At 58.1% G+C, this 18679-nt stretch carries 14 protein-coding genes, 1 other RNA gene and 1 pseudogene; 8 read left to right on the forward strand and 8 right to left on the reverse strand.

Features of this window, described 5'->3' with window-relative positions; genetic code table 11:
* The first annotated feature begins 347 nt into the window (after positions 1–347).
* Positions 348–3077 carry a winged helix-turn-helix domain-containing protein gene (locus tag ACOZK9_RS24360; RefSeq protein ID WP_421556779.1) on the forward strand — a complete coding sequence of 910 codons (2730 nt, stop codon included), beginning with the start codon at positions 348–350 and terminating at the stop codon, positions 3075–3077.
* Between the two features lie 12 nt (positions 3078–3089).
* Here the strand turns inward: ACOZK9_RS24360 and ACOZK9_RS24365 are convergent, their stop codons facing one another.
* The 4 genes from ACOZK9_RS24365 to ACOZK9_RS24380 are packed head-to-tail and all read right to left on the reverse strand — an operon-like array spanning position 3090 to position 6526.
* Positions 3090–3650: a PqiC family protein gene (locus ACOZK9_RS24365; RefSeq protein WP_152751512.1), complete on the reverse strand. Its 561-nt coding sequence runs from the start codon at positions 3648–3650 to the stop codon at positions 3090–3092.
* A 14-nt stretch (positions 3651–3664) separates the two neighbouring features.
* On the reverse strand, positions 3665–5314 hold the full coding sequence (locus tag ACOZK9_RS24370) for a PqiB family protein (protein ID WP_058414285.1): 1650 nt from the start codon (positions 5312–5314) through the stop codon (positions 3665–3667).
* The gene (locus ACOZK9_RS24375) at positions 5295–5939 is read right to left on the reverse strand and encodes a paraquat-inducible protein A (protein WP_152746330.1); all 645 of its coding nucleotides are present in this window, start codon (positions 5937–5939) and stop codon (positions 5295–5297) included. Before ACOZK9_RS24375 ends, ACOZK9_RS24370 begins: the two co-directional genes overlap by 20 nt.
* The gene (locus ACOZK9_RS24380; RefSeq protein WP_058414283.1) at positions 5936–6526 is read right to left on the reverse strand and encodes a paraquat-inducible protein A; all 591 of its coding nucleotides are present in this window, start codon (positions 6524–6526) and stop codon (positions 5936–5938) included. Before ACOZK9_RS24380 ends, ACOZK9_RS24375 begins: the two co-directional genes overlap by 4 nt.
* A gap of 509 nt (positions 6527–7035) precedes the next feature.
* Between ACOZK9_RS24380 and mqo the strand changes: the two genes are divergently transcribed.
* The 5 genes and pseudogenes from mqo (at position 7036) to ACOZK9_RS24405 (ending at position 13390) form a co-directional block, all read left to right on the forward strand.
* Entirely contained in the window at positions 7036–8688 is a 1653-nt protein-coding gene (gene mqo / locus ACOZK9_RS24385; RefSeq protein ID WP_421556780.1) for a malate dehydrogenase (quinone), read from the forward strand.
* Between the two features lie 606 nt (positions 8689–9294).
* Positions 9295–10227: pseudogene (locus tag ACOZK9_RS24390) on the forward strand (methyl-accepting chemotaxis protein); the annotation flags it as partial.
* Positions 10219–11082, forward strand: a complete 864-nt coding sequence (locus ACOZK9_RS24395) for a methyl-accepting chemotaxis protein (protein ID WP_421556791.1) — start codon at positions 10219–10221, stop codon at positions 11080–11082. The pseudogene ACOZK9_RS24390 and the gene ACOZK9_RS24395, both read left to right, overlap by 9 nt.
* A 427-nt stretch (positions 11083–11509) precedes the next feature.
* A complete protein-coding gene (locus ACOZK9_RS24400) occupies positions 11510–12415 on the forward strand; it encodes an AraC family transcriptional regulator (protein WP_058414280.1) in 906 nt (301 codons plus the stop codon).
* Between the two features lie 198 nt (positions 12416–12613).
* Complete coding sequence (locus tag ACOZK9_RS24405; RefSeq protein ID WP_058414279.1) at positions 12614–13390, forward strand: YiaD family glycine zipper/OmpA-like lipoprotein; 777 nt, start codon at positions 12614–12616, stop codon at positions 13388–13390.
* A gap of 68 nt (positions 13391–13458) precedes the next feature.
* On the opposite strand, the gene ACOZK9_RS24410 is transcribed toward ACOZK9_RS24405, so the two are convergent.
* The 4 genes from ACOZK9_RS24410 to ACOZK9_RS24425 all read right to left on the reverse strand — a co-directional run bounded on the left by ACOZK9_RS24410 (position 13459) and on the right by ACOZK9_RS24425 (position 16905).
* On the reverse strand, positions 13459–14040 hold the full coding sequence (locus ACOZK9_RS24410) for a BON domain-containing protein (RefSeq protein ID WP_058414278.1): 582 nt from the start codon (positions 14038–14040) through the stop codon (positions 13459–13461).
* Complete coding sequence (locus ACOZK9_RS24415; protein WP_007904374.1) at positions 14037–14630, reverse strand: phosphoheptose isomerase; 594 nt, start codon at positions 14628–14630, stop codon at positions 14037–14039. Before ACOZK9_RS24415 ends, ACOZK9_RS24410 begins: the two co-directional genes overlap by 4 nt.
* 92 nt (positions 14631–14722) lie before the next feature.
* Positions 14723–15094, reverse strand: a complete 372-nt coding sequence (locus tag ACOZK9_RS24420; RefSeq protein ID WP_099240316.1) for a YraN family protein — start codon at positions 15092–15094, stop codon at positions 14723–14725.
* Positions 15094–16905 carry a penicillin-binding protein activator gene (locus tag ACOZK9_RS24425; RefSeq protein WP_421556781.1) on the reverse strand — a complete coding sequence of 604 codons (1812 nt, stop codon included), beginning with the start codon at positions 16903–16905 and terminating at the stop codon, positions 15094–15096. The genes ACOZK9_RS24420 and ACOZK9_RS24425 overlap by 1 nt, the downstream gene beginning before the upstream one ends.
* 176 nt (positions 16906–17081) lie before the next feature.
* Between ACOZK9_RS24425 and rsmI the strand changes: the two genes are divergently transcribed.
* Positions 17082–17987 carry a 16S rRNA (cytidine(1402)-2'-O)-methyltransferase gene (gene rsmI / locus ACOZK9_RS24430; RefSeq protein ID WP_161936713.1) on the forward strand — a complete coding sequence of 302 codons (906 nt, stop codon included), beginning with the start codon at positions 17082–17084 and terminating at the stop codon, positions 17985–17987.
* Between the two features lie 96 nt (positions 17988–18083).
* Positions 18084–18437, forward strand: an RNA gene (gene rnpB, locus ACOZK9_RS24435) — RNase P RNA component class A.
* Positions 18438–18679 lie beyond the last annotated feature (242 nt).

The raw sequence follows: 18679 nt of genomic DNA on the forward strand, positions 1-18679 counted from the left end.
CAGGCCCTGGTCATCATCGCCCGCAAGCTGGCTCGCATCGCGTTTTCTCTCATGAAAAACCTGAGCGAATACCAGTCGAAAGCGGTTTTGGAGGCTTCCCCAAAACCATAGAATCTCCCACAGTTTTAATGCATTCTACTGGCTACTGGGGAGATGATCGTTCCCACGCTCTGCGTCCCGCTTTCAAAACGGTTTTGTGGGCCTACCGTTCAGCCATCGAATCTCCCACATTTTTTGTCGCAGTTCTTTTTCAGCCAATTTTTGCAAAGCCCTACAACCCCGCCGCGTTTACCGCTAGTCTGCGGACATCTGCAATGCCGACGACAGCCTTCTACAAGAGCCCGGCGATGACTGATCTGTCCCGAATCCAGGGGCCTGCAAACGCTGTGATTCCGACCCCGGAAGCGCGCTTTTACAGGCCTCCGCTGCCTGACGGCTACGTGCTGCGCCCGCGCCTGTGCGAACGGCTGAGTGCCGGTTTGCAAGGGCGACTGTTACTGGTCAGCGCCCCGGCCGGGTTCGGTAAAAGCTCGTTAGCGGTGGAGTTCTGCCAAGGCCTGCCGACGCATTGGCAAAGCTTGTGGCTGGGCCTGAGCGCCCGCGATAACGACCCCGGCCGTTTCCTTGAGCGCCTGCTTGAAGGCTTGCAACACTACTTCCCGCAACTCGGCAATCAGTCCTTGGGCTTGCTGAAAATGCGCCAGCGTCACCAACCCTTTGCCTTTGAAGAATGGCTCGACGGCCTGCTCGATGAGCTGACGGTGCACCTGTCCACGCGTGCGCCTTTATTGTTGGTGCTCGATGACTACCATTTGGCCCAAGGCCCGGTGCTGGATCGCTGCCTGCAGTTTTTTCTCAATCATTTGCCGGATGGGCTGGTGGTCATGGTTACCAGCCGCCAGCGCCCGGACTGGCATCTGGCGCGGCTGCGGCTGTCGCGGCACTTGCTGGAGCTGAGCGAACAAGACCTGCGCCTGACACACGACGAGTCCCTGGCGTTACTGGACCGGCACAGCAGCTCGTTGCGCGGCGAGGCACTGGACAACTTGATCCGTCGCAGTGAGGGCTGGGTGGCCGGGTTGCGTTTCTGGCTGCTGGCCGTCTCCGAAGCCGGCAATGAAGGCGCGTTGCCGCAGCACTTGAACGGTGGCGAAGGGCTGATTCGCGATTACCTGCTGGAAGAAGTGATCGACTGCCTGCCGGTCGAGGTTCAAGCGTTCTTGTACGACACCGCTCCGCAGGATCGTTTTTGCAGCGAACTCTGCGACGCCGTGCGCGAAGCCCACGACAGCGCGGAAATCCTCGGTTATTTGCAAGCCCATCAAGTTTTTTTGGTGCCGCTGGACGAGCAGGGCCACTGGTTCCGTTATCACCACCTGTTTTCCGACTTGCTGCTCACCCGCCGCGCCAGCAATGCCACGTTGTCGATTGCCAGCCTGCACTTGCGTGCTTGCCGCTGGTTCAACGCGCAGGGCTTGATCGATGAAGCGGTGGAACAGGCGTTGCGCGCCGGCCACCTCGACGTGGCGGCAAACCTGGTGCAAAACCTGTCGGAAGAGCAATTGTTGGCTGAGCAGAATGTCGGCATGCTGCTGCGCTGGAAAATGGACTTGCCCGAAAGCCTGCTGGTCAGCACGCCGCGGTTGATCGTGCTTTACAGCTGGGCGCTGGGGCTGGCCTGCCAACTGGATGCTGCCGAAGAATTATCCGGCTACCTCAGTCGTTACCTGCCGGCACCGTCGGCGACTGCGCAAAAATCGATGCTGGCGCAATGGCTGGCGCTGAGCGGGATTATCGCGCGGGGCCGAGGGGACCGCGAGTTGACCCAGCGCTATTGCAGCGAGGCGTTGGAAAGCCTGCCGCAGAAGCGCTACGGCCAGCGCCTGATGTGCCTGTCGACCCTGTCCAACCTGGCCATCGTCGATGCCGACCTGTGGCGCGCGCGCAGGTTGAACCGCGAATCGCTGGAGCTGGCGCAACGCGTCGGCAACCCGCTGTTTGAAGCCCTGGCTCACTACGACCGCGCACGTGTGTTGCAGGCGCGTGGCGAAATCCTGCGCTCGCTCGACGAGGTGCGTCAGGGCCTGCAACGCCTGCACGGCGTGGCGCCGCAGCGGCTGTACGCCGTACGCGCGCGGTTGTCGCTCTACGAAGGTTATCTGCTGTTGCTGCGCTGTCAGCCTGAAGCCGGCCTCGCGCGCCTGCGCGCCGGCCTCAGCGAAGCCCGCGCCTGTCGGGACATCAGCGTGTTGATCGGGCACTGCGTGATCGCCAACTTCGAAGGGCGGCGTGGGGATTTCCCCAAGGGCTTTGCCGAACTCGCCGAGGCCGAGCGCTTGATGCATATCTGGGATGTGCCGCCGATCTACTACCTGGCGATGATCACCCTGATCAAATGCGAATTGTGGCTGGCCCAAGGCCGTACCGACCTCGCCGACGCCTGGCTGACTCGGCTGGGGCAGACCTACAACGGCGAACACGCGGCGGCCGCGCCGGAGTTTCATCCACACTTGGCGCAACACATCGGGCTGCAACACGCGGCACTCGATGCTATTCGCCATCAGCCTGCCGCCGCGCTGCACCGCCTCGAAACGCTGGCGCAACAGGCGCAAAGCAGCGGGCGCCAGATGATTGCCCTGATGGCGCTGACTCAGCAGGCGCATTTACTCTTGGCGTGCGGCCAGGAAACCAAGGCGCGAGCGACCGTCGCTCAGGCCCTTGAAGCTGGCGCCGGTGGCGCGCTGCAACCGTTTCAGCGCCTGTTGGAAACTCACCCGGTTTGGATGCGCGAACAGTTGGGCAAAGACCCCAATGGCGTATTGAGCCCAAGTTTGCTGGCGCTGTTGCCGGTTGTCGCGGTGGTTGAGGTGGCGCCCAACCACGAAACCCTCAGCGCCCGCGAACTGGCGGTACTGCAACTGATCGCCCAAGGCTGTTCAAACCAGGAAATCAGCAACCAGTTGTTCATTTCACTGCACACGGTGAAAACCCACGCCAGCCACATCAACAGCAAGCTGGGCGTAGAGCGCCGTACCCAGGCGGTGGCGCGGGCCAAGTCGATGGGCTTGCTGGCCTGAACCTGCAGCCGTTTATTGCGCCGTCGGGCACTCTTTGAGCTGCTTGTCGACCACTTGGCTGATCAGCGTGGCGAAGCGCTTGAGGTTGTTCTGGTGCGCCGCCACCACGTCGTCAATGCTCGGGCCTGCCGGCGACTGCAAGGTGCTGCGGCAGGTCAGCATCGGGCGATCACCGCCACTGGTTTGCCGCAAGCGCCAGCGCACGTCGAGCAGCGCGTATTGGCCAGGCACCGAGTCAAAACGTTGCACTTCAAGGCGCAGCGATACGGCTTGGCGGGCATCGCTGTTGGCGAACTGATCGACCAACGCACTTTTCAGCTCATCCGCCAGGCTGGCGGCCCACCATTGCGTCTCAAGAATCGCCACGCCACTGTTGCCTTGGCGAATCACGATCTGCGGGCGGTCGACTTGCGGCGGCACGCTGATGCTTTCAATGCGAATACTACCCGCGTCGGCGCGCGTTGCGTTGCTCCAGTGCGCCGGGGTCAGCGTGTGAAATGCAATCGGCTCACTGCTGCACGCCGCAAGTAGCAGCAACGCAGTCATCAGCGTGATCTTCAACGGAAACGTCATGGCTGCTCCAATAGTCATTTGCGTGGTGGCGCCTGCAGGTCCAGTGGCGCGGCATTTTCAGGGCGACCGCGAATCAGCGATTCCGGGTGCCTGCCCAAATAATCCGACAGCTCGCGCAAGGAGCGCGACATGCGGCCGAGTTCATCCAGGGTTTGGGTCAGTTGCTCACGCTGCGGCGAGTCTTCGGCCAGGGTGGAATTGGCCGACTGCAACGTCTTGCTCACGTCACCCAAGGTGTTTTGCACGGCGGGCAAGGTCTTGGCGTTGAACTGGGTCAGGCCCTTGCGCAATTCGACCAGGTTGCTGTCGAGGTTGCCGGCAATCCGGTCAATCGGTAGCTGGCTGATCTTGTTGACGATGCCTTCGAGTTTTTCCTGCAACTGTTCCAGGTTACCGGGGATGGTCGGGATGCTGACCGGGCGCTGGCTCGCGTCAAACCTGACTTTTTCGGCCTTCGGGTAGAAGTCCAAAGCGATGTAGAGTTGGCCGGTCAGCAGGTTGCCGCTGCGGGCCTGGGCGCGCAGGCCGTTTTCGATAAACGTGCCGATCAGGCGCACGCCGCTCGCCTCATCGTCGATGTTATGGTCCATGGCTTTAAGCAGCTTGGTGTGCGCCTGCCCGAGCAGTTGCGGGTAGATCACGATGCCGACGTTGATCGGAAAGCTGCGTTTTTTGGCATCGAAATCCATGTTGATCGACACCACCTTGCCGAATTCGACGCCGAGGAATTCCACCGGCGCACCGACTTTCAGCCCACGCAATGCCTGATCAAACCGCAGGACCATGTATTGCCCCTCACCGTTAGGCGGGGCGAGGGCGCTTTGCTGATCGTCAAACAGTTCATAGGCGTGATTTTCGTCGGCCGGCTTGTCGTTGGGGCTGTAAGGCGGCGCCACAAAGGCGATTCCACCGGCGAGCATCGAAGACAACGATTCGGTTTTGAGTGCGAAGCCATTCGCGCCGACACTCAGGTCTATGCCGCTGGCGTTCCAGAAACGCGTGTTGTCGGTGACATACACATCATTCGGCGCATGCACAAACACGTCGATATTCACGCCTTTGCCTTCGTTATCCAGTTCGTAGGCCACGACCTGGCCGACCGGGATTTTCCGGTAGTAGACCGGCGAGCCAATATCCAGCGAGCCGAGGCTTTGGGTATGCAGGGTGAAGCGTTTGCCCGGTTCGCCGTAGGTGATCGGCGGCGGGTTTTCGAGGCCCTTGAATTGGTGCGAACGCGTATCGGACTGGCCAATGTCGGCGCCGATGTAGTCACCCGAAAGCAAGGTATCGATGCCGGACACGCCACCCGCGCCAATGCGCGGCCTGACCACCCAGAACTTCGAGTCTTCGCGGGTGAAGCTCTCGGCCTGCTTGACCAGTTTGATCGTGGCATTGACGCTTTTCTGGTCATCACTCAAGGCCACGTCGGAGACTTGGCCGATCACCACATTGCGGTATTTGACCTCGGTTTTGTTGGCGGTCAGGCCGCTGCCGGTCTTGAAGTTGAGGACGATGGTCGGGCCTTGTTGAAGCATGCTGTGAATGACCAGCGACAGCCCCACCAATACCGCAACAATCGGCACGATCCATACCAGCGAAACGCTGAAACGCTGCGTCTTGATCGCAGGCGACCCGGCGGGGGTGTCAGCCTTGTGTAAGGTCATCCGAGGTTTCCTCGTTGTGTGGGTTTTCCCAGATCAGCCGTGGGTCGAAACTCATGGCTGCGAGCATTGTAAATACGACCACCAAGCCAAAAAACAGAATGCCCAGGCGCGGCTCGATGGTGCCCAGCGCCTGGAACTTCACCAGTGCGGCCACCAGCGCTACCACGATCACATCGAGCATTGACCAGTAGCCAATCAGTTCGATAAACCGAAACAGCTTCGAGCGTTGCCTGCGTGCCCAGAGGCTGTTGCGCTGCACGGTAACCAGCAGCAGCGTCAACGACACAAACTTGATGCCGGGCACCGCAATGCTGGCGATGAAAATGATCAGGGCGATGTCCCAGGCGCCATGCTGCCAGAACTCCAGCACGCCGCTCATGATAGTGCTGTCCGCGCCTGAACCGAGCATGTTGGTGTTCATCACCGGTAATAAATTCGCCGGAACATAAAACGCGAGTGCGGTGAGCATGAAGGCCCAGGTGCGTGTCAGTGAGCGCACCTTGCGCCGGTGCAAGGGCGCGCCGCAGCGCTCGCACTCGGTGGGCTCGGTGCTCATGTCGCAGGCCTGGCCACAGGTGTGACACAGGCACAGGTTGAGTTCGCGGGCAGTTGGCGGCGGCTTCATACGCTGTCCCACAAGTCGCGCACATCGCGCCCGGCGATACGGATCAGCAACAGGCTGAGGGCGCCCAACGCAAACAGCCCAGTGCCGGGCGCCACATCAAGCATGCCGGCCAGCTTGAACACTGCGACCATGGCGGCCAGCAGGCAAACTTCGAGCATGCTCCACGGCCTGAGTGCCTCTAGCCAGCGCATGCACAGCTTGAACGCCGGTGAGCGTTTGCCGGACAGGGCGAAACTTAGCACCCATATCAGCAACAGCAGTTGAAACACGGGCGCGATGATGATGGAAATGGCCGCCACCAAAGCAATAAAGGTGATCGGCCCCAAGCTCAGCGCCACGACTGAATCCCATAAGGTCGCGCTGCTTTTCAAACCTTGCAGGCTGATGCTCATTACCGGGTAAAAGTTGGCGAAGGCCCACAGCACGGCGGCGGTCACGGTCAGGGCGAGCCGTTGTTGCACCGACAGGCCGTTGTAACGCTGCAGTACGCTAGAGCAGCGTGTGCACACGGCCTTTTGATGTTTGGCGAGCGTGACTTTTTCGTACACGCAGTCGCAGTGTTCGCAGATGACCCGTTTACTCGGCATAACTCGTGCTCCAAACGCGACGCGCGGCGGTGCTGGATGTTGCTCTTGGTTTAATCGCGGGTGAGTAGCTTACCCGTTGCTGCATCACAGGCCTTACCCCTTGCGCAGCAGGGGCAACGTCAATCATCCGTGATTAGCCGTATGCGGTGGAGGGAACAGCAAAAAGCCAAATCGTTCCCTCCCGGCCGTCGAGAGTGGCAAATAGACGCACCCTAGCATTGTATTGCCATGGCGGAGCCGCTAATGTGAGCGCAAATTTTATCCTCGCTTCAGTTTCTTAAGGTTTAACGCCTGGAAGCAGGGCCAAGTATTCATAGTTTCTCAAGCAGCTGAAGACAACCTACAAGAAGTCAGCGCAGGGGGCATGAGAGTTAGGTCGATGCAGTTTATCGGCCTGTATGTTCATCCCGCCAGGTCTGCGATTGCCCGCGTTTGTGGCAAGCCGTGAGCCGTAAAACCGTACGTTTGCGGCGGGCAGGCGGATGACCTTCTATCCTGGAAATCACAGTATGTTGAAGAAAGCGAACAAGGCCCTGTTGGGCCTGGCCTTGTCTATGGGCCTTATGCAGGCTCATGCGGCAGAGACCAAAAAAGTCGACGTGTTGCTGGTTGGCGGCGGCATCATGAGTGCCACCCTCGGTGTTTGGCTTAACGAACTCGAGCCAGGCTGGACCATGGAAATGGTCGAGCGCCTCGATGGCGTTGCCGAAGAAAGCTCCAACGGCTGGAACAACGCCGGTACGGGCCACTCTGCGCTGGCCGAGTCCAACTACACCCCTTATGGCAAAGACGGCAAGATCGAAATCGCCAAAGCGATCGAGATCAACGAGGCCTTCCAGGTTACTCGTCAGTTCATGGCCTGGCAGGTCAAGTCGGGCGTGTTGAAAAACCCGCATTCCTTCATCAACACCACCCCGCACATGAGCTTCATGTGGGGCGACGATAACGTCAAGTTCCTGAAAGAGCGCTACGAGGCACTGCAGCGCAGCCCGCTGTTCGCCGGCATGCAATACAGCGAAGATCAGGCGCAGATCAAACAATGGGTTCCGCTGATGATGGAAGGGCGTGATCCCAGCCAGAAAATCGCGGCTACCTGGACGCCGATCGGCACCGACGCGAACTGGGGTGAAGTCACTCGCCAGTACGTTGCTGCCCTGCAAACCAAGCCTAACTTCAGCCTCAAGTTGTCCAGCGAAGTGGAAGAAATCACTCGCAACAAGGACGGCGGCTGGCACGTTGAATACAAAAACCTGAAAGACGGCACCACCCACGCCACGGATGCGAAATTCGTGTTCATCGGCGCAGGCGGCGGTGCATTGAAGCTGCTGCAAAAAGCCGACATCCCTGAAGCCCGCGATTATGCCGGCTTCCCGGTAGGTGGCTCGTTCCTGGTGACTGAAAACCAGGACATCGCCATGCAGCACATGGCCAAGGCTTACGGCATCGCTTCGACCGGCGCACCGCCCATGTCGGTACCGCACTTGGACACCCGCGTACTGGATGGCAAGCGAATGATTCTGTTCGGGCCATTCGCGACGTTCTCCACCAAGTTCCTCAAAAATGGTTCTTACTTCGACCTGTTGTCGACCACCACGCCGCATAACGTGTGGCCAATGACCAAAGTCGGTGTTGAGCAGTACCCGCTGATCGAATACCTGGCCGGTCAGTTGATGATGTCGGATGACGACCGCTTCAACGCACTGAAAGAGTACTTCCCGCACGCCAAAAAAGAAGACTGGCGCTTGTGGCAAGCCGGCCAGCGCGTACAGATCATCAAGCGTGATGCCGATAAAGGCGGTGTCTTGAAGCTGGGTACCGAGGTTGTGTATTCCCAGGACCGCACCATCGCTGGCCTGCTGGGCGCTTCGCCAGGTGCCTCGACCGCTCCACCGATCATGATCGATGTGTTGGAAAAGGTCTTCAAGGACAAGGTCGCGACGCCTGCCTGGCAGGAGAAGATGCACCAGATCGTGCCGAGCTACGGTACCAAGCTTAATGAGTCGCCAGCGCGCGTTCAGCAAGAATGGGACTACACCGCTGAGGTTCTGCAACTGAGCAAGCCGCCAGTGATCGACGTGACGGCCTACTCAAATGCGGTCCCTGCTCCGGCCAAGCCGGCTGCTCCGCAGGAGAGCAAACCGGCTCAGGACATGGCGCTGTAAAGCGGCCTGACCTGAAAAGAGTCCGGCGGGCGCTGTAACTGCAGTTACTTGAGCAGTTGAGCACGCGCTGGGCTTCCTTAAAAATCCGATGCCAAGGCTTGGCATCGGATTTTTTTATGCCTGTTTTGCGAGAACTGCTCTCTCCGGCAACGGTGTTTTCGGGTCCTTCGTTATGCGAAATACGACCTGCGGTATCAATGTATTCATGATGAGTAACTTTTATTGAAACAGGCATCGAGCTGTTCGGTAATGAGCGTACTTTTTTATCGCTTAATGTCCTGTCATTCCAAACTGTCCTCTGAATTCGCCTGAGGACAATAGTGTTTAAATAAACGCATTTTTTTATCCCCGATCAGCGTTTAAATTTAAATTTTTTTCACGCCTCGCCGATAGCATAAAGCCACAACCTATTTGGGTTTAGTGCCCTGTCACTACACGAACCTTTTTGCGTAAATATTTTGGAGATTGTTAATGAGTAGCGGGTTCGCCAATATTTCCGTCAGTAAAAAACTGGCCCTTGGATTTGGGGTTGTCTTGGTATTGACCGGGATTCTGGCAGTGACCAGTTGGTCCAGCTTGAACAGTCTGATTGACCGTAGCAATTGGATGAGTGACATTACCAAGTTAAACTTCAAGGTTTCTATCCTTCGCGTAGCGCGCCTGCAATACATGATCGCGAAGGGAGACGAGAAGGTAGCGGCTAACGTCCAGGTGGCGTTGGACGACTTTAAAACCTATCAAGAGTTTTTACTCGGAACGCTCAAGAGTCCCGAAAATATTCGAGTACTGAATAAACTCGGCACGGTGATCGCAGACTACCAAAAATCGCTCAATTCCATGCGTAGCGCTTACACATCGAGTGGCGCGATGCGGGTGCAGATGAACGTAAACGCGGAGGCGTCGGTCCGTTTGATTGATCAGCTTCAAGCCGATGCCAGCAAGGTCACGCCGGTCACTGAAAAGACCATGGGTAACTATCAGGTGATTACTCAAGCGAAAGAAAACCTGATGCAAGCACGCTACGAAGTACGCGGGTACACCTCTGTATTGACGCCAGAGGCTGCGCAGTTGGCCATGCGGTCGGTGGAGGTCGCGATCAAGGGGTTTGGCGAGGTGCAATCGGTGTTGGGCGAAGCAGAGGCCAACACAGTCGGGCAGATCGTAAAGTCTCTTTCGAATTACCAAACATCGCTGCAGACCTTTAAGTCTGCCAGCGACAACATTGCCAGTGCGCGCGCCGAGATGACAGGCCAAGGGCAAAGCATCGTCGAGCTGAGTGAGCAACTCTACCAATTCCAATTGACCCAGCGCGATGCCGAGAGCGCTCAGGCTCGCAGTGTGCAATTGGGCTGTACGCTGCTCGCCATGCTGATCGGAGTGATTGCAGCCATCGTCATCACCCGGCAGATAACGAGGCCTCTGAGCGAGACGCTGGTGGTCGTCAGGCGCATAACCTCCGGGGACCTTTCCCCTTCCGCGGCCGTGTCTCGCCAGGACGAACTGGGTCAGTTGCAACAGGGTATCCAGCACATGGGCGATACCTTGCGAGACCTGATTGGCGGGATTCGCGACAGCGTCGTGCAGATTGCGAGCGCCGCGGAAGAGCTTTCGGCGGTGACGGAGCAAACCAGCGCGGGCGTTAACAGCCAGAAAGTCGAAACCGACCAAGTGGCCACCGCAATGAATGAGATGTCGGCAACGGTCCAGGAGGTCGCACGTAATGCCGAACAAGCGTCGCGTGCGGCATCCACCGCTGATGCCGAAGCGCGTGCCGGCGATAAAGTCGTCAGTGATGCGATCGCCCAGATTGAGACCCTTGCGGCTGAGGTGGATCGCTCAACCGATGCGATGAACCAATTGGAGGCGGAGAGCGCTAAAATTGGCAAGGTCATGGATGTTATCAAGGCCGTTGCCGAGCAGACCAACCTGCTCGCCCTCAACGCCGCTATTGAGGCCGCACGAGCGGGCGAAGCAGGCCGCGGTTTCGCTGTGGTCGCTGACGAGGTGCGAGGCTTGGCACAGCGAACTCAGCAATCGACTGAAGAGATCGAAACACTCATTGCAGGGCTACAGAACGGTACTCGCCAGGTCGCCACGATCATGCTGAGCAGTCGGGCACTCACGCTCAGCAGCGTAGACCTCACCCGTAAAGCTGGCACGTCGCTGCATAGCATCACAACAACGGTGTCCAACATCGAATTGATGAACCAACAGATCGCCGCCGCCGCTGAGCAGCAGAGCGCTGTCGCCGAAGATATAAGCCGCAGTATTGTAAATGTTCGCGATGTGTCCGAGCAGACGGCCGCCGCGAGTGAGGAAACGGCCGCTTCAAGCATTGAATTGGCGCGGTTGGGCGGCCAACTGCAAAAGATGGTCAGTCACTTCAAGGTATAGAAGTAGCGTCTAACGCGAGTGCCCAAGCGATAGGTGTCGCTTGGGCAGCCGTTTTTTTGCGCATGGTTATTATATAGCGTTGCCCACTATTAAAATGTTCATACCCGCAGATCGCTGGCATGCTAACCAAATAAAAGATTATTCATGCTGTTAGTGACATAAAAATGTTATGTGCAAACAGAAGCCTTGAAAATAAAAACTGTGTGCCGGTGCGGCCTTGATTTCTTCTGTCTCAGTGTGTTCGGTCAAATAACCGATAAAAGAAAACTTGGCACGGTCATTTGGCTTTGGCATGCTGAGTAAATGTATAGGCCCTGAGTGCCCTGTTATGCCAATGCTTGCCGCCTCATGCGCACACGTGGTTCTTCGCTTGATTAACTGTGTACCTAACCCTTCGTTGGCGCTAACCGTTTTTCATGCTGAACTCATGGAAAAGATCCAGAACCAATCAATGTTGGCGATTCTAACGGCCTCAACATTTATTGACGCTGTTGCCGCAGAGGCGGGTGATGTAGAGGTCGGGTTGGCGTCTTATGCGATGTTCCATCCAGGCCAACTTAGTTCGCATTTTTACGCAATCATGTCCAGTGCCACGCTGGGTGAGGCGATGAAGACTGCCTCGCACTTTTCGGTGTTATCGTCTGATAGAACCCCGCTGGTTGCGCGAGACGAATCGGGAGTGATCAGCGTTAACTTTCTGGGCATTGAGTCCTTGGGGGTGGCGAGGCACTACATCGACTGCTGCATGTCGACATTTATGGGGCTGACGCATTGGCTTGAACCTTGGGATAGGCCATTGCCCGATTCCGCCTCGTTCAGTTATGACGAACCACGCGACCTTGCGCGGCTAGAAGCAGTATTTGGTAAAAACCTGTCGTTTGGCTGCCCGATCAATAAAATCACCTTTGCGTCTGAAACCGCTAAAAAACCGCTGGCTACGGCGAATGCAGCACTGCGTATCCATCACATGAGCCACGCAAGTGAAGAACTTGCGAGGCGCCAGGTCAAACTGGCACCCGCGGTACGCAATCATATTTATATAGGGCTGACACTCAGCAAAGACGTGTCGCTGGAGATCGTTGCGCGGGAACTCAACCTTGGGACTCGCACGCTGCAAAATCGCCTTGATGACGAGTCGACGGGTTTTCGTGAATTATTTGATGAGTGTCGCCGTCAGTTGGCGGGCGAGTTGCTGAGGCTGCAGAACTCGACTGTGACGGCGATCGCGCAGAGGCTGAAATTTCGTGACTCGAGTAGCTTTCACAAAGCCTGTAATCGCTGGTTTGGTTGCCCACCAGGCAGTTATCGGTCGCGAGTCCTGGAAGAATCTTGAATCAGTTCGCTTTGTAAAAACACAGGTCGCGTTCAGCCTGTGTCTGCTACGTTTTCACTGCCGGTAAGTGTGGCCAATTGTTTGTCGATGCTCAGAAAGTCTCCACGGAATTTTTACCGTTTGTCGCGTTCAAAACTCGGCACAGGCCCATTGCCAATGTCCTCTGCACCACAGAATGCAAAAGTAGGAGCTTTCCTCATGTTCACGCCACGTCGTCTTCTTGTTGTTGCCACCGCCGTAGCCCTTTTGTCCGGCTGCGCTTCACCTAATCCTTATGATGGCAGCCAAGGGCAAGCAAATAACGAAACGCAAGGCGGTATGAGCAAAACCGCCAAGTACGGCGGCCTGGCTGCATTGGCCGGTGGTTTGGCGGGTGCCGCAATCGACCATAACAACCGTGGCAAGGGCGCTCTGATTGGCGCCGCCGTCGCAGGTCTGGGTGGCGCAGGCTATGGTTACTATGCCGACCAGCAAGAAAAGAAACTGCGTGAGAGCATGGCCAACACCGGCGTTGAGGTGCAGCGCCAGGGCGATCAGATCAAGCTGATCATGCCGGGTAACATCACCTTCGCGACCAACTCCGATGCGATTTCCAGCAGCTTCTACACGCCGCTGAACAACCTGGCGGGCTCGCTCAAGCAGTTCAACCAGAACACCATCCAGATCGTTGGCTACACCGACAGCACCGGCAGCCGCCAGTTGAACATGGACCTGTCCCAACGCCGTGCGCAAAGCGTGGCCAACTACCTGACCTCGCAAGGCGTGAGCCCGACCAACTTGAGCGCACGCGGTGCCGGCCCGGATAACCCGATTGCCAGCAACGCCGACGTGAATGGCCGTGCGCAGAACCGTCGCGTAGAGGTTAACCTCGGCCCGATCCCTGGCCAGCAATATGGCCAGCCTGCTCAGCAGCAGCAACAGGCGCCACAGCAGAACAACCAGTTCCAGGGCAACCCGTACCAGCAGTACCAGTAAACGCTGGCCACTAAAAAGGGCGCCGTGCAGTCAATGCACGGCGCCCTTTTTTGTGGCTGTCGATTACATCAGTCGATGTATTCGAAGACCTTCACGATCTTTTGCACACCAGACACGCCTTGTACCAAGTTGGAGGCGCGAGTGGCTTCTGCCTGGGTCAGCAGGCCCATCATGTAGACAATGCCGTTATCGGTGACGATTTTAATCCGCGAGCCGGGAATCGCACTGTCGGTGAGCATTTGCGCCTTGATCTTGGTGGTCAGCAAGGCGTCGTTGCTGATGGCCAACAGCGTGATCGGGTCCATCACCTGCAGTTCGTTATGGACCTTCTTCACCCGTTGCACGGTGGAGGCGGCTTGCTCGGCTTGAGCTTTGAGGTCGGCACGCGGCGTTTGGCCAGCGAGCAGTACAACGCCATTGAAGCTGGTCACGACGATACGCGATGCGCCGTTGCCGAGGTCGGTAGCCGCCTTGGCGACGTTTACTTCGACCTTGGTTTCGATCAGCGAGTCGTCAATTTTGCTACCGAATGTACGTGTGCCCTTGTCGTCCTGGATGGGGGTGTCACGTGTCGCGGTGATTGCCGTGCTGCAGCCGCTGATGGCAAGGCACAGCGTAATGGCCAAAAGGCTGAGGCGGTTAACGGTCATTCTTCACTCCCGAACAGTTGGCTGTCGATCAGATCGCACAGGCAGTGGATCGCCAGCAGGTGGACTTCCTGAATGCGTGCAGTGACATTGGCCGGGACGCGAATCTCTACGTCCTCAGGCAGCAGCAACGAGGCCATGCCGCCGCCGTCGCGCCCAGTCAATGCTACGACAATCATTTCGCGATCATGTGCGGCCTGGATCGCTTGAATAATGTTTGCCGAGTTGCCGCTGGTGGAGATCGCCAGCAGCACGTCGCCGGGTTGGCCCAGCGCGCGGATCTGCTTGGAGAAAATTTCGTTGTAGCTGTAGTCGTTGGCGATCGAGGTGATCGTCGACGAGTCGGTGGTCAAGGCGATGGCGGGCAGGCTTGGGCGCTCGCGCTCGAAGCGGTTGAGCAGCTCGGAAGAGAAATGCTGGGCATCACCAGCCGAACCGCCATTGCCGCACGAGAGCATTTTGCCCTCGTTGAGCAAGGCATTGACCATGACCTGACTGGCTTGCTCGATGTGCGGTGCAAGTACGTCCATCGCCTGTTGCTTGGTGTCGATGCTGGCCTGGAAAAGCTGGCGAATTCGGGATTGCATGTCCATCTGTGTGACCTTAAGTAGCGCGGCTGTTTGGCACAGTCATGTGCAGCCCGCAATGCAAAGAGCAAAAGTGTGGGGTGAAAATGTCCGGTGAATCAGCTGTCGAAGGCATTTTTCAGCCAGTTCGGATCAGCCGGGCCAGACGGTGTGCTTTCTATGGCAACCACATCGAAACGGCAGGGGGAGTCAGCCCAGCGATGCTCTTTGAGCAGGTAAAACTGCGCGGCGAGTATCAGCTTCTGACGCTTGCGCCCGTCGATACTGGCGAGCGCGCCACCCCATTGTGCGTGTTTTCTATAGCGGACTTCGACGAATACTACTGTATCGCCGTCAAGCATGACCAGATCAAGCTCACCGCGTTTACACAACCAGTTCTGCGCCAGAAGGCGCAGACCCTGTTGTTGCAGATAGTTGAGGGCTTGAAGTTCGGCATCCTTGCCGCTTTGAGCACTGGACCGCTCGGGCATCAGCGCGGGGTGTCCGGCAGGCGCTGGATTTCGCCGCTGACGAATTTGGCCCATGGCATCTGGCGATCAACGCGCTGGTTGGCGCTGACGCCCAGGCTGCCCGAAAGACCGTCAACGCGCGTGTCCGGCAATGCTTTGAGCTGCCCCAGGCGCGGCGCCAGGCGGTAGGCATCAACGCCCATCGCGTACAAGCGGCCGAGGCTGCCGTTGGCTTGTGGCCATTGGGCGGTCACTTGGTTGCGCAGCGGGTCAGTGGTGTTGAGCAGCCACGGGGTTTCGCAGAACATCACGTTAGTCATGTCCAGGTACTGGTTCTTGTCACCGCTGGCGCTGAACACGTGGGAGGTCGCGTACACAGGCACATCACCGGCGTACTGGAAGTTCAGCGTCGGCTTGATCTGTTGGGCCAGTTGCGGGGTAACCGCCATGAAGATGAACTCGATGTCCTGGCGGCGCGACGGCTGCGCCGCTACGTCGGCACCGACGGTGTTTTGCAGGCTCTTGGCGCGACCTTCGCTTTTACGCAGTTGGAACAGGTCGGCAATTTGTTGGGCGAGGGCGACCGGCTGGTCAACGTACTCGACGCCGACGACGGTACCGCCATTGGCTTCCCAATCCTGGCGGAACGCCCTGTAGACACGCTCGCCCCATTCGCCTTTGGGCACCATGGCGGCCGCGCGGTGCAGGCCATCGGCGCGGGCGCGGCGCGAGACTTCGCGGGCTTCGTCTTCAGCGGCCAAGCCGAACTGGAACAGTTGCGGCGGGCTTTGATCGGTTTCGCTGTAGTTCAGCGCCAGGGTGGTAATCGGCAGTTGCGCGCGTGCGCTGAGTTGTTTGACCAGCGGCTTCTCGAGAGGGCCAATCACCAGTTGCACACCGGCGGCCTGTGCCTTGGCGTAGAAGTCATCCAGCGAGGTCAGGCGCGAGGTGTCATAAAACTCGATGACCGGTGGTTTTTGCCCGGCTTGTTCAGCCTGGTAGTGTGCCGCCATGAAGCCTTCGCGCAGCGCTTTGGCAACGCCGGCCAGCGGGCCGTCCTGGGGCAGCAGCAGGGCAATTTTGTTCAGCGGTTGGCTCGCCAGCTCCTTGAGCTTGGTCAGCGGGGTCGGCAGATTCACCGCCGCTGGGTGGCCAGGGTTTTGCGCACGCCACGTGTCGATCGCTGCTTGCTGTTGCTCCAGCGTGCCCGCGCCCTTGACCGCTTGGGCCAGGCTGATCCAGCCGTCGAGTGTCGGGTTGCCGCTGGCTTGCAACTGTTCGGCAGGCAGGGCGGCAATCAGCGCCCAGATGGCTTCGTGGTTGCTTTTGGCGGCATCACCACTCAGCAGCGGGGCGATGGCGACACGCTCGCGAGCGGCAGCCAGGGTTTGGCCATCGGCTTCATAAGCGCGTGCATGCACGGTGCCGGTGCGGATCTGCTGGTCTGTCGGCAGCTCCTTCAAGCTTTGCAGGCTGGCGTGGTTCAGTGCCGTCAACGCAGCCTTGGGCTGGTTGCGCGCCATGGCCAGTTCGGCGGCCAGGGTGCTGGCAAATACTTGCGCGGCCGGCTTCAGGACACCCAACGGCACCTGCGCAAGAATCTGCGACGAGCGGCCAGGGTTGTTCTGGTGGTAAGCCAGGTCAGCCGCGCTCAGGCGCAGCAACGCGGCCTTTTCCGGCGTGTTGGCGGCGGTGGCCTGTTCGAGCAATTGCTCGATACTGGCATCCGGGGTCCGTGGGAGGTCGCCAAGGCTGGATGAGGGCGAGCTGGAACACGCGGCCAATAAGGCAGCGAGGCAGAGGGCGGAGAGCAGCCGTAGGCAAGCGATCATGTAAGTGTTCCTGATACCGATCAAGTGAGCGTGGAAGTGTACCCAAGCACTGGCCCAGGCGCGATGTTAGTGGCATTAAACCGTCGATTTAGGTCGTGCAATTGTTGCAAACGGACATCGACAGCTGAAAAGGCAATGGCGTTGAGGGCATATTTTAAAGGCGCCTACGCGCTACAATGGCACTTTTGCCAACCATCGAGGTGTGCGTTTTGACTGCTCCAGGTCCTTTGAATTCCACTGCAGGCTCGCTATTTGTGGTGGCGACGCCCATTGGCAACCTGGACGACATCAGTGCTCGGGCGCTTAAAGTGTTGCGCGAGGTTAAATTGGTCGCGGCGGAAGACACACGGCACTCCCAACGTTTAATGCAGCATTTTGGTATCAGCACGCCATTGGCCGCGTGCCACGAGCATAACGAGCGCGAAGAAGGCAGCCGGTTTATCACCCGTCTATTGGCCGGTGATGATGTGGCGTTGATCTCCGATGCCGGCACGCCGTTGATTTCCGACCCGGGCTACCACCTCGTCCGCCAGGCACGCGCGGCTGGTATCAATGTAGTGCCTGTTCCGGGAGCGTGCGCGCTGATTGCTGCTTTATCTGCTGCAGGGTTGCCATCGGACCGGTTTATCTTCGAGGGTTTCCTGCCGGCCAAGGCCGTTGGGCGGCGCGCGCGCCTTCAAGCCCTGAAGGAAGAACCGCGCACGCTGATCTTTTACGAAGCCCCGCACCGCATCCTCGAATGCCTGCAAGACATGGAGTTGGTGTTCGGTGGCGAGCGCCTGGCACTGTTGGCCCGCGAGTTGACCAAAACCTTCGAAACTCTCAAGGGCTTGCCGCTGGAAGAGCTGCGCGCTTTTGTCGAGGGCGATAGCAACCAGCAGCGTGGCGAGTGTGTGGTGTTGGTGGCCGGCTGGACGCCACCGGAGAATGAAGACGCGGTAGGCAGTGAGGCGATGCGGATTCTGGATTTGCTGCTTAAAGAGATGCCGCTGAAGCGGGCGGCCGCACTGGCTGCGGAAATTACCGGGGTGCGAAAAAATGTGCTGTATCAAGTGGCGCTTGATAAACAGAAGGTCGAATAGTTCCGGGGTTAAAACGGTATTTGGTCTGAACGTGATGGCATTGCTGCACTTTTAATACTTGTCCTAAGCCCGTCGTGCCGTTAACCTTTGCGGCGGAGAGTCGATTGGACAGTCGCTGCCCTCTATGAAAATTAGGGGGGGGAGGAAAGTCCGGGCTCCATAGGGCGAAGTGCCAGGTAATGCCTGGGAGGCGTGAGCCTACGGAAAGTGCCACAGAAAATAACCGCCTAAGCACTTCGGTGCCGGTAAGGGTGAAAAGGTGCGGTAAGAGCGCACCGCACGACTGGCAACAGTTCGTGGCTAGGTAAACCCCACTTGGAGCAAGACCAAATAGGGTCCCAAGGCGTGGCCCGCGCTGGGACCGGGTAGGTTGCTAAAGATGTCCAGTGATGGCCATCGTAGACGAATGACTGTTCAAGACAGAACCCGGCTTACAGATCGACTCTCCACCTTTTTCCTTCTGCCCGAATCTCGGTCAGAAATCCGGTAGTAACGCAAGAATCCCTCCCTGCCAAATCATTGGCAGATGCGTCTTCGTAATACCAAAAAAATCTTACTCTTAATAAATCACTTTAACTTTAAGCCCTAGCTCTATGAGCTATTTGCGGTTGTTGAGTCAAAAACATCGTCGAACTCTGGTTTCTCCTCCTTTTACGCTCCTAAATCTCCGTTCTGTAAGGCTTTTCCTTGAA

Origin of the sequence: Pseudomonas kitaguniensis, from assembly GCF_049199985.1 — a bacterium.
GTDB classification, from domain to species: domain Bacteria; phylum Pseudomonadota; class Gammaproteobacteria; order Pseudomonadales; family Pseudomonadaceae; genus Aquipseudomonas; species Aquipseudomonas kitaguniensis.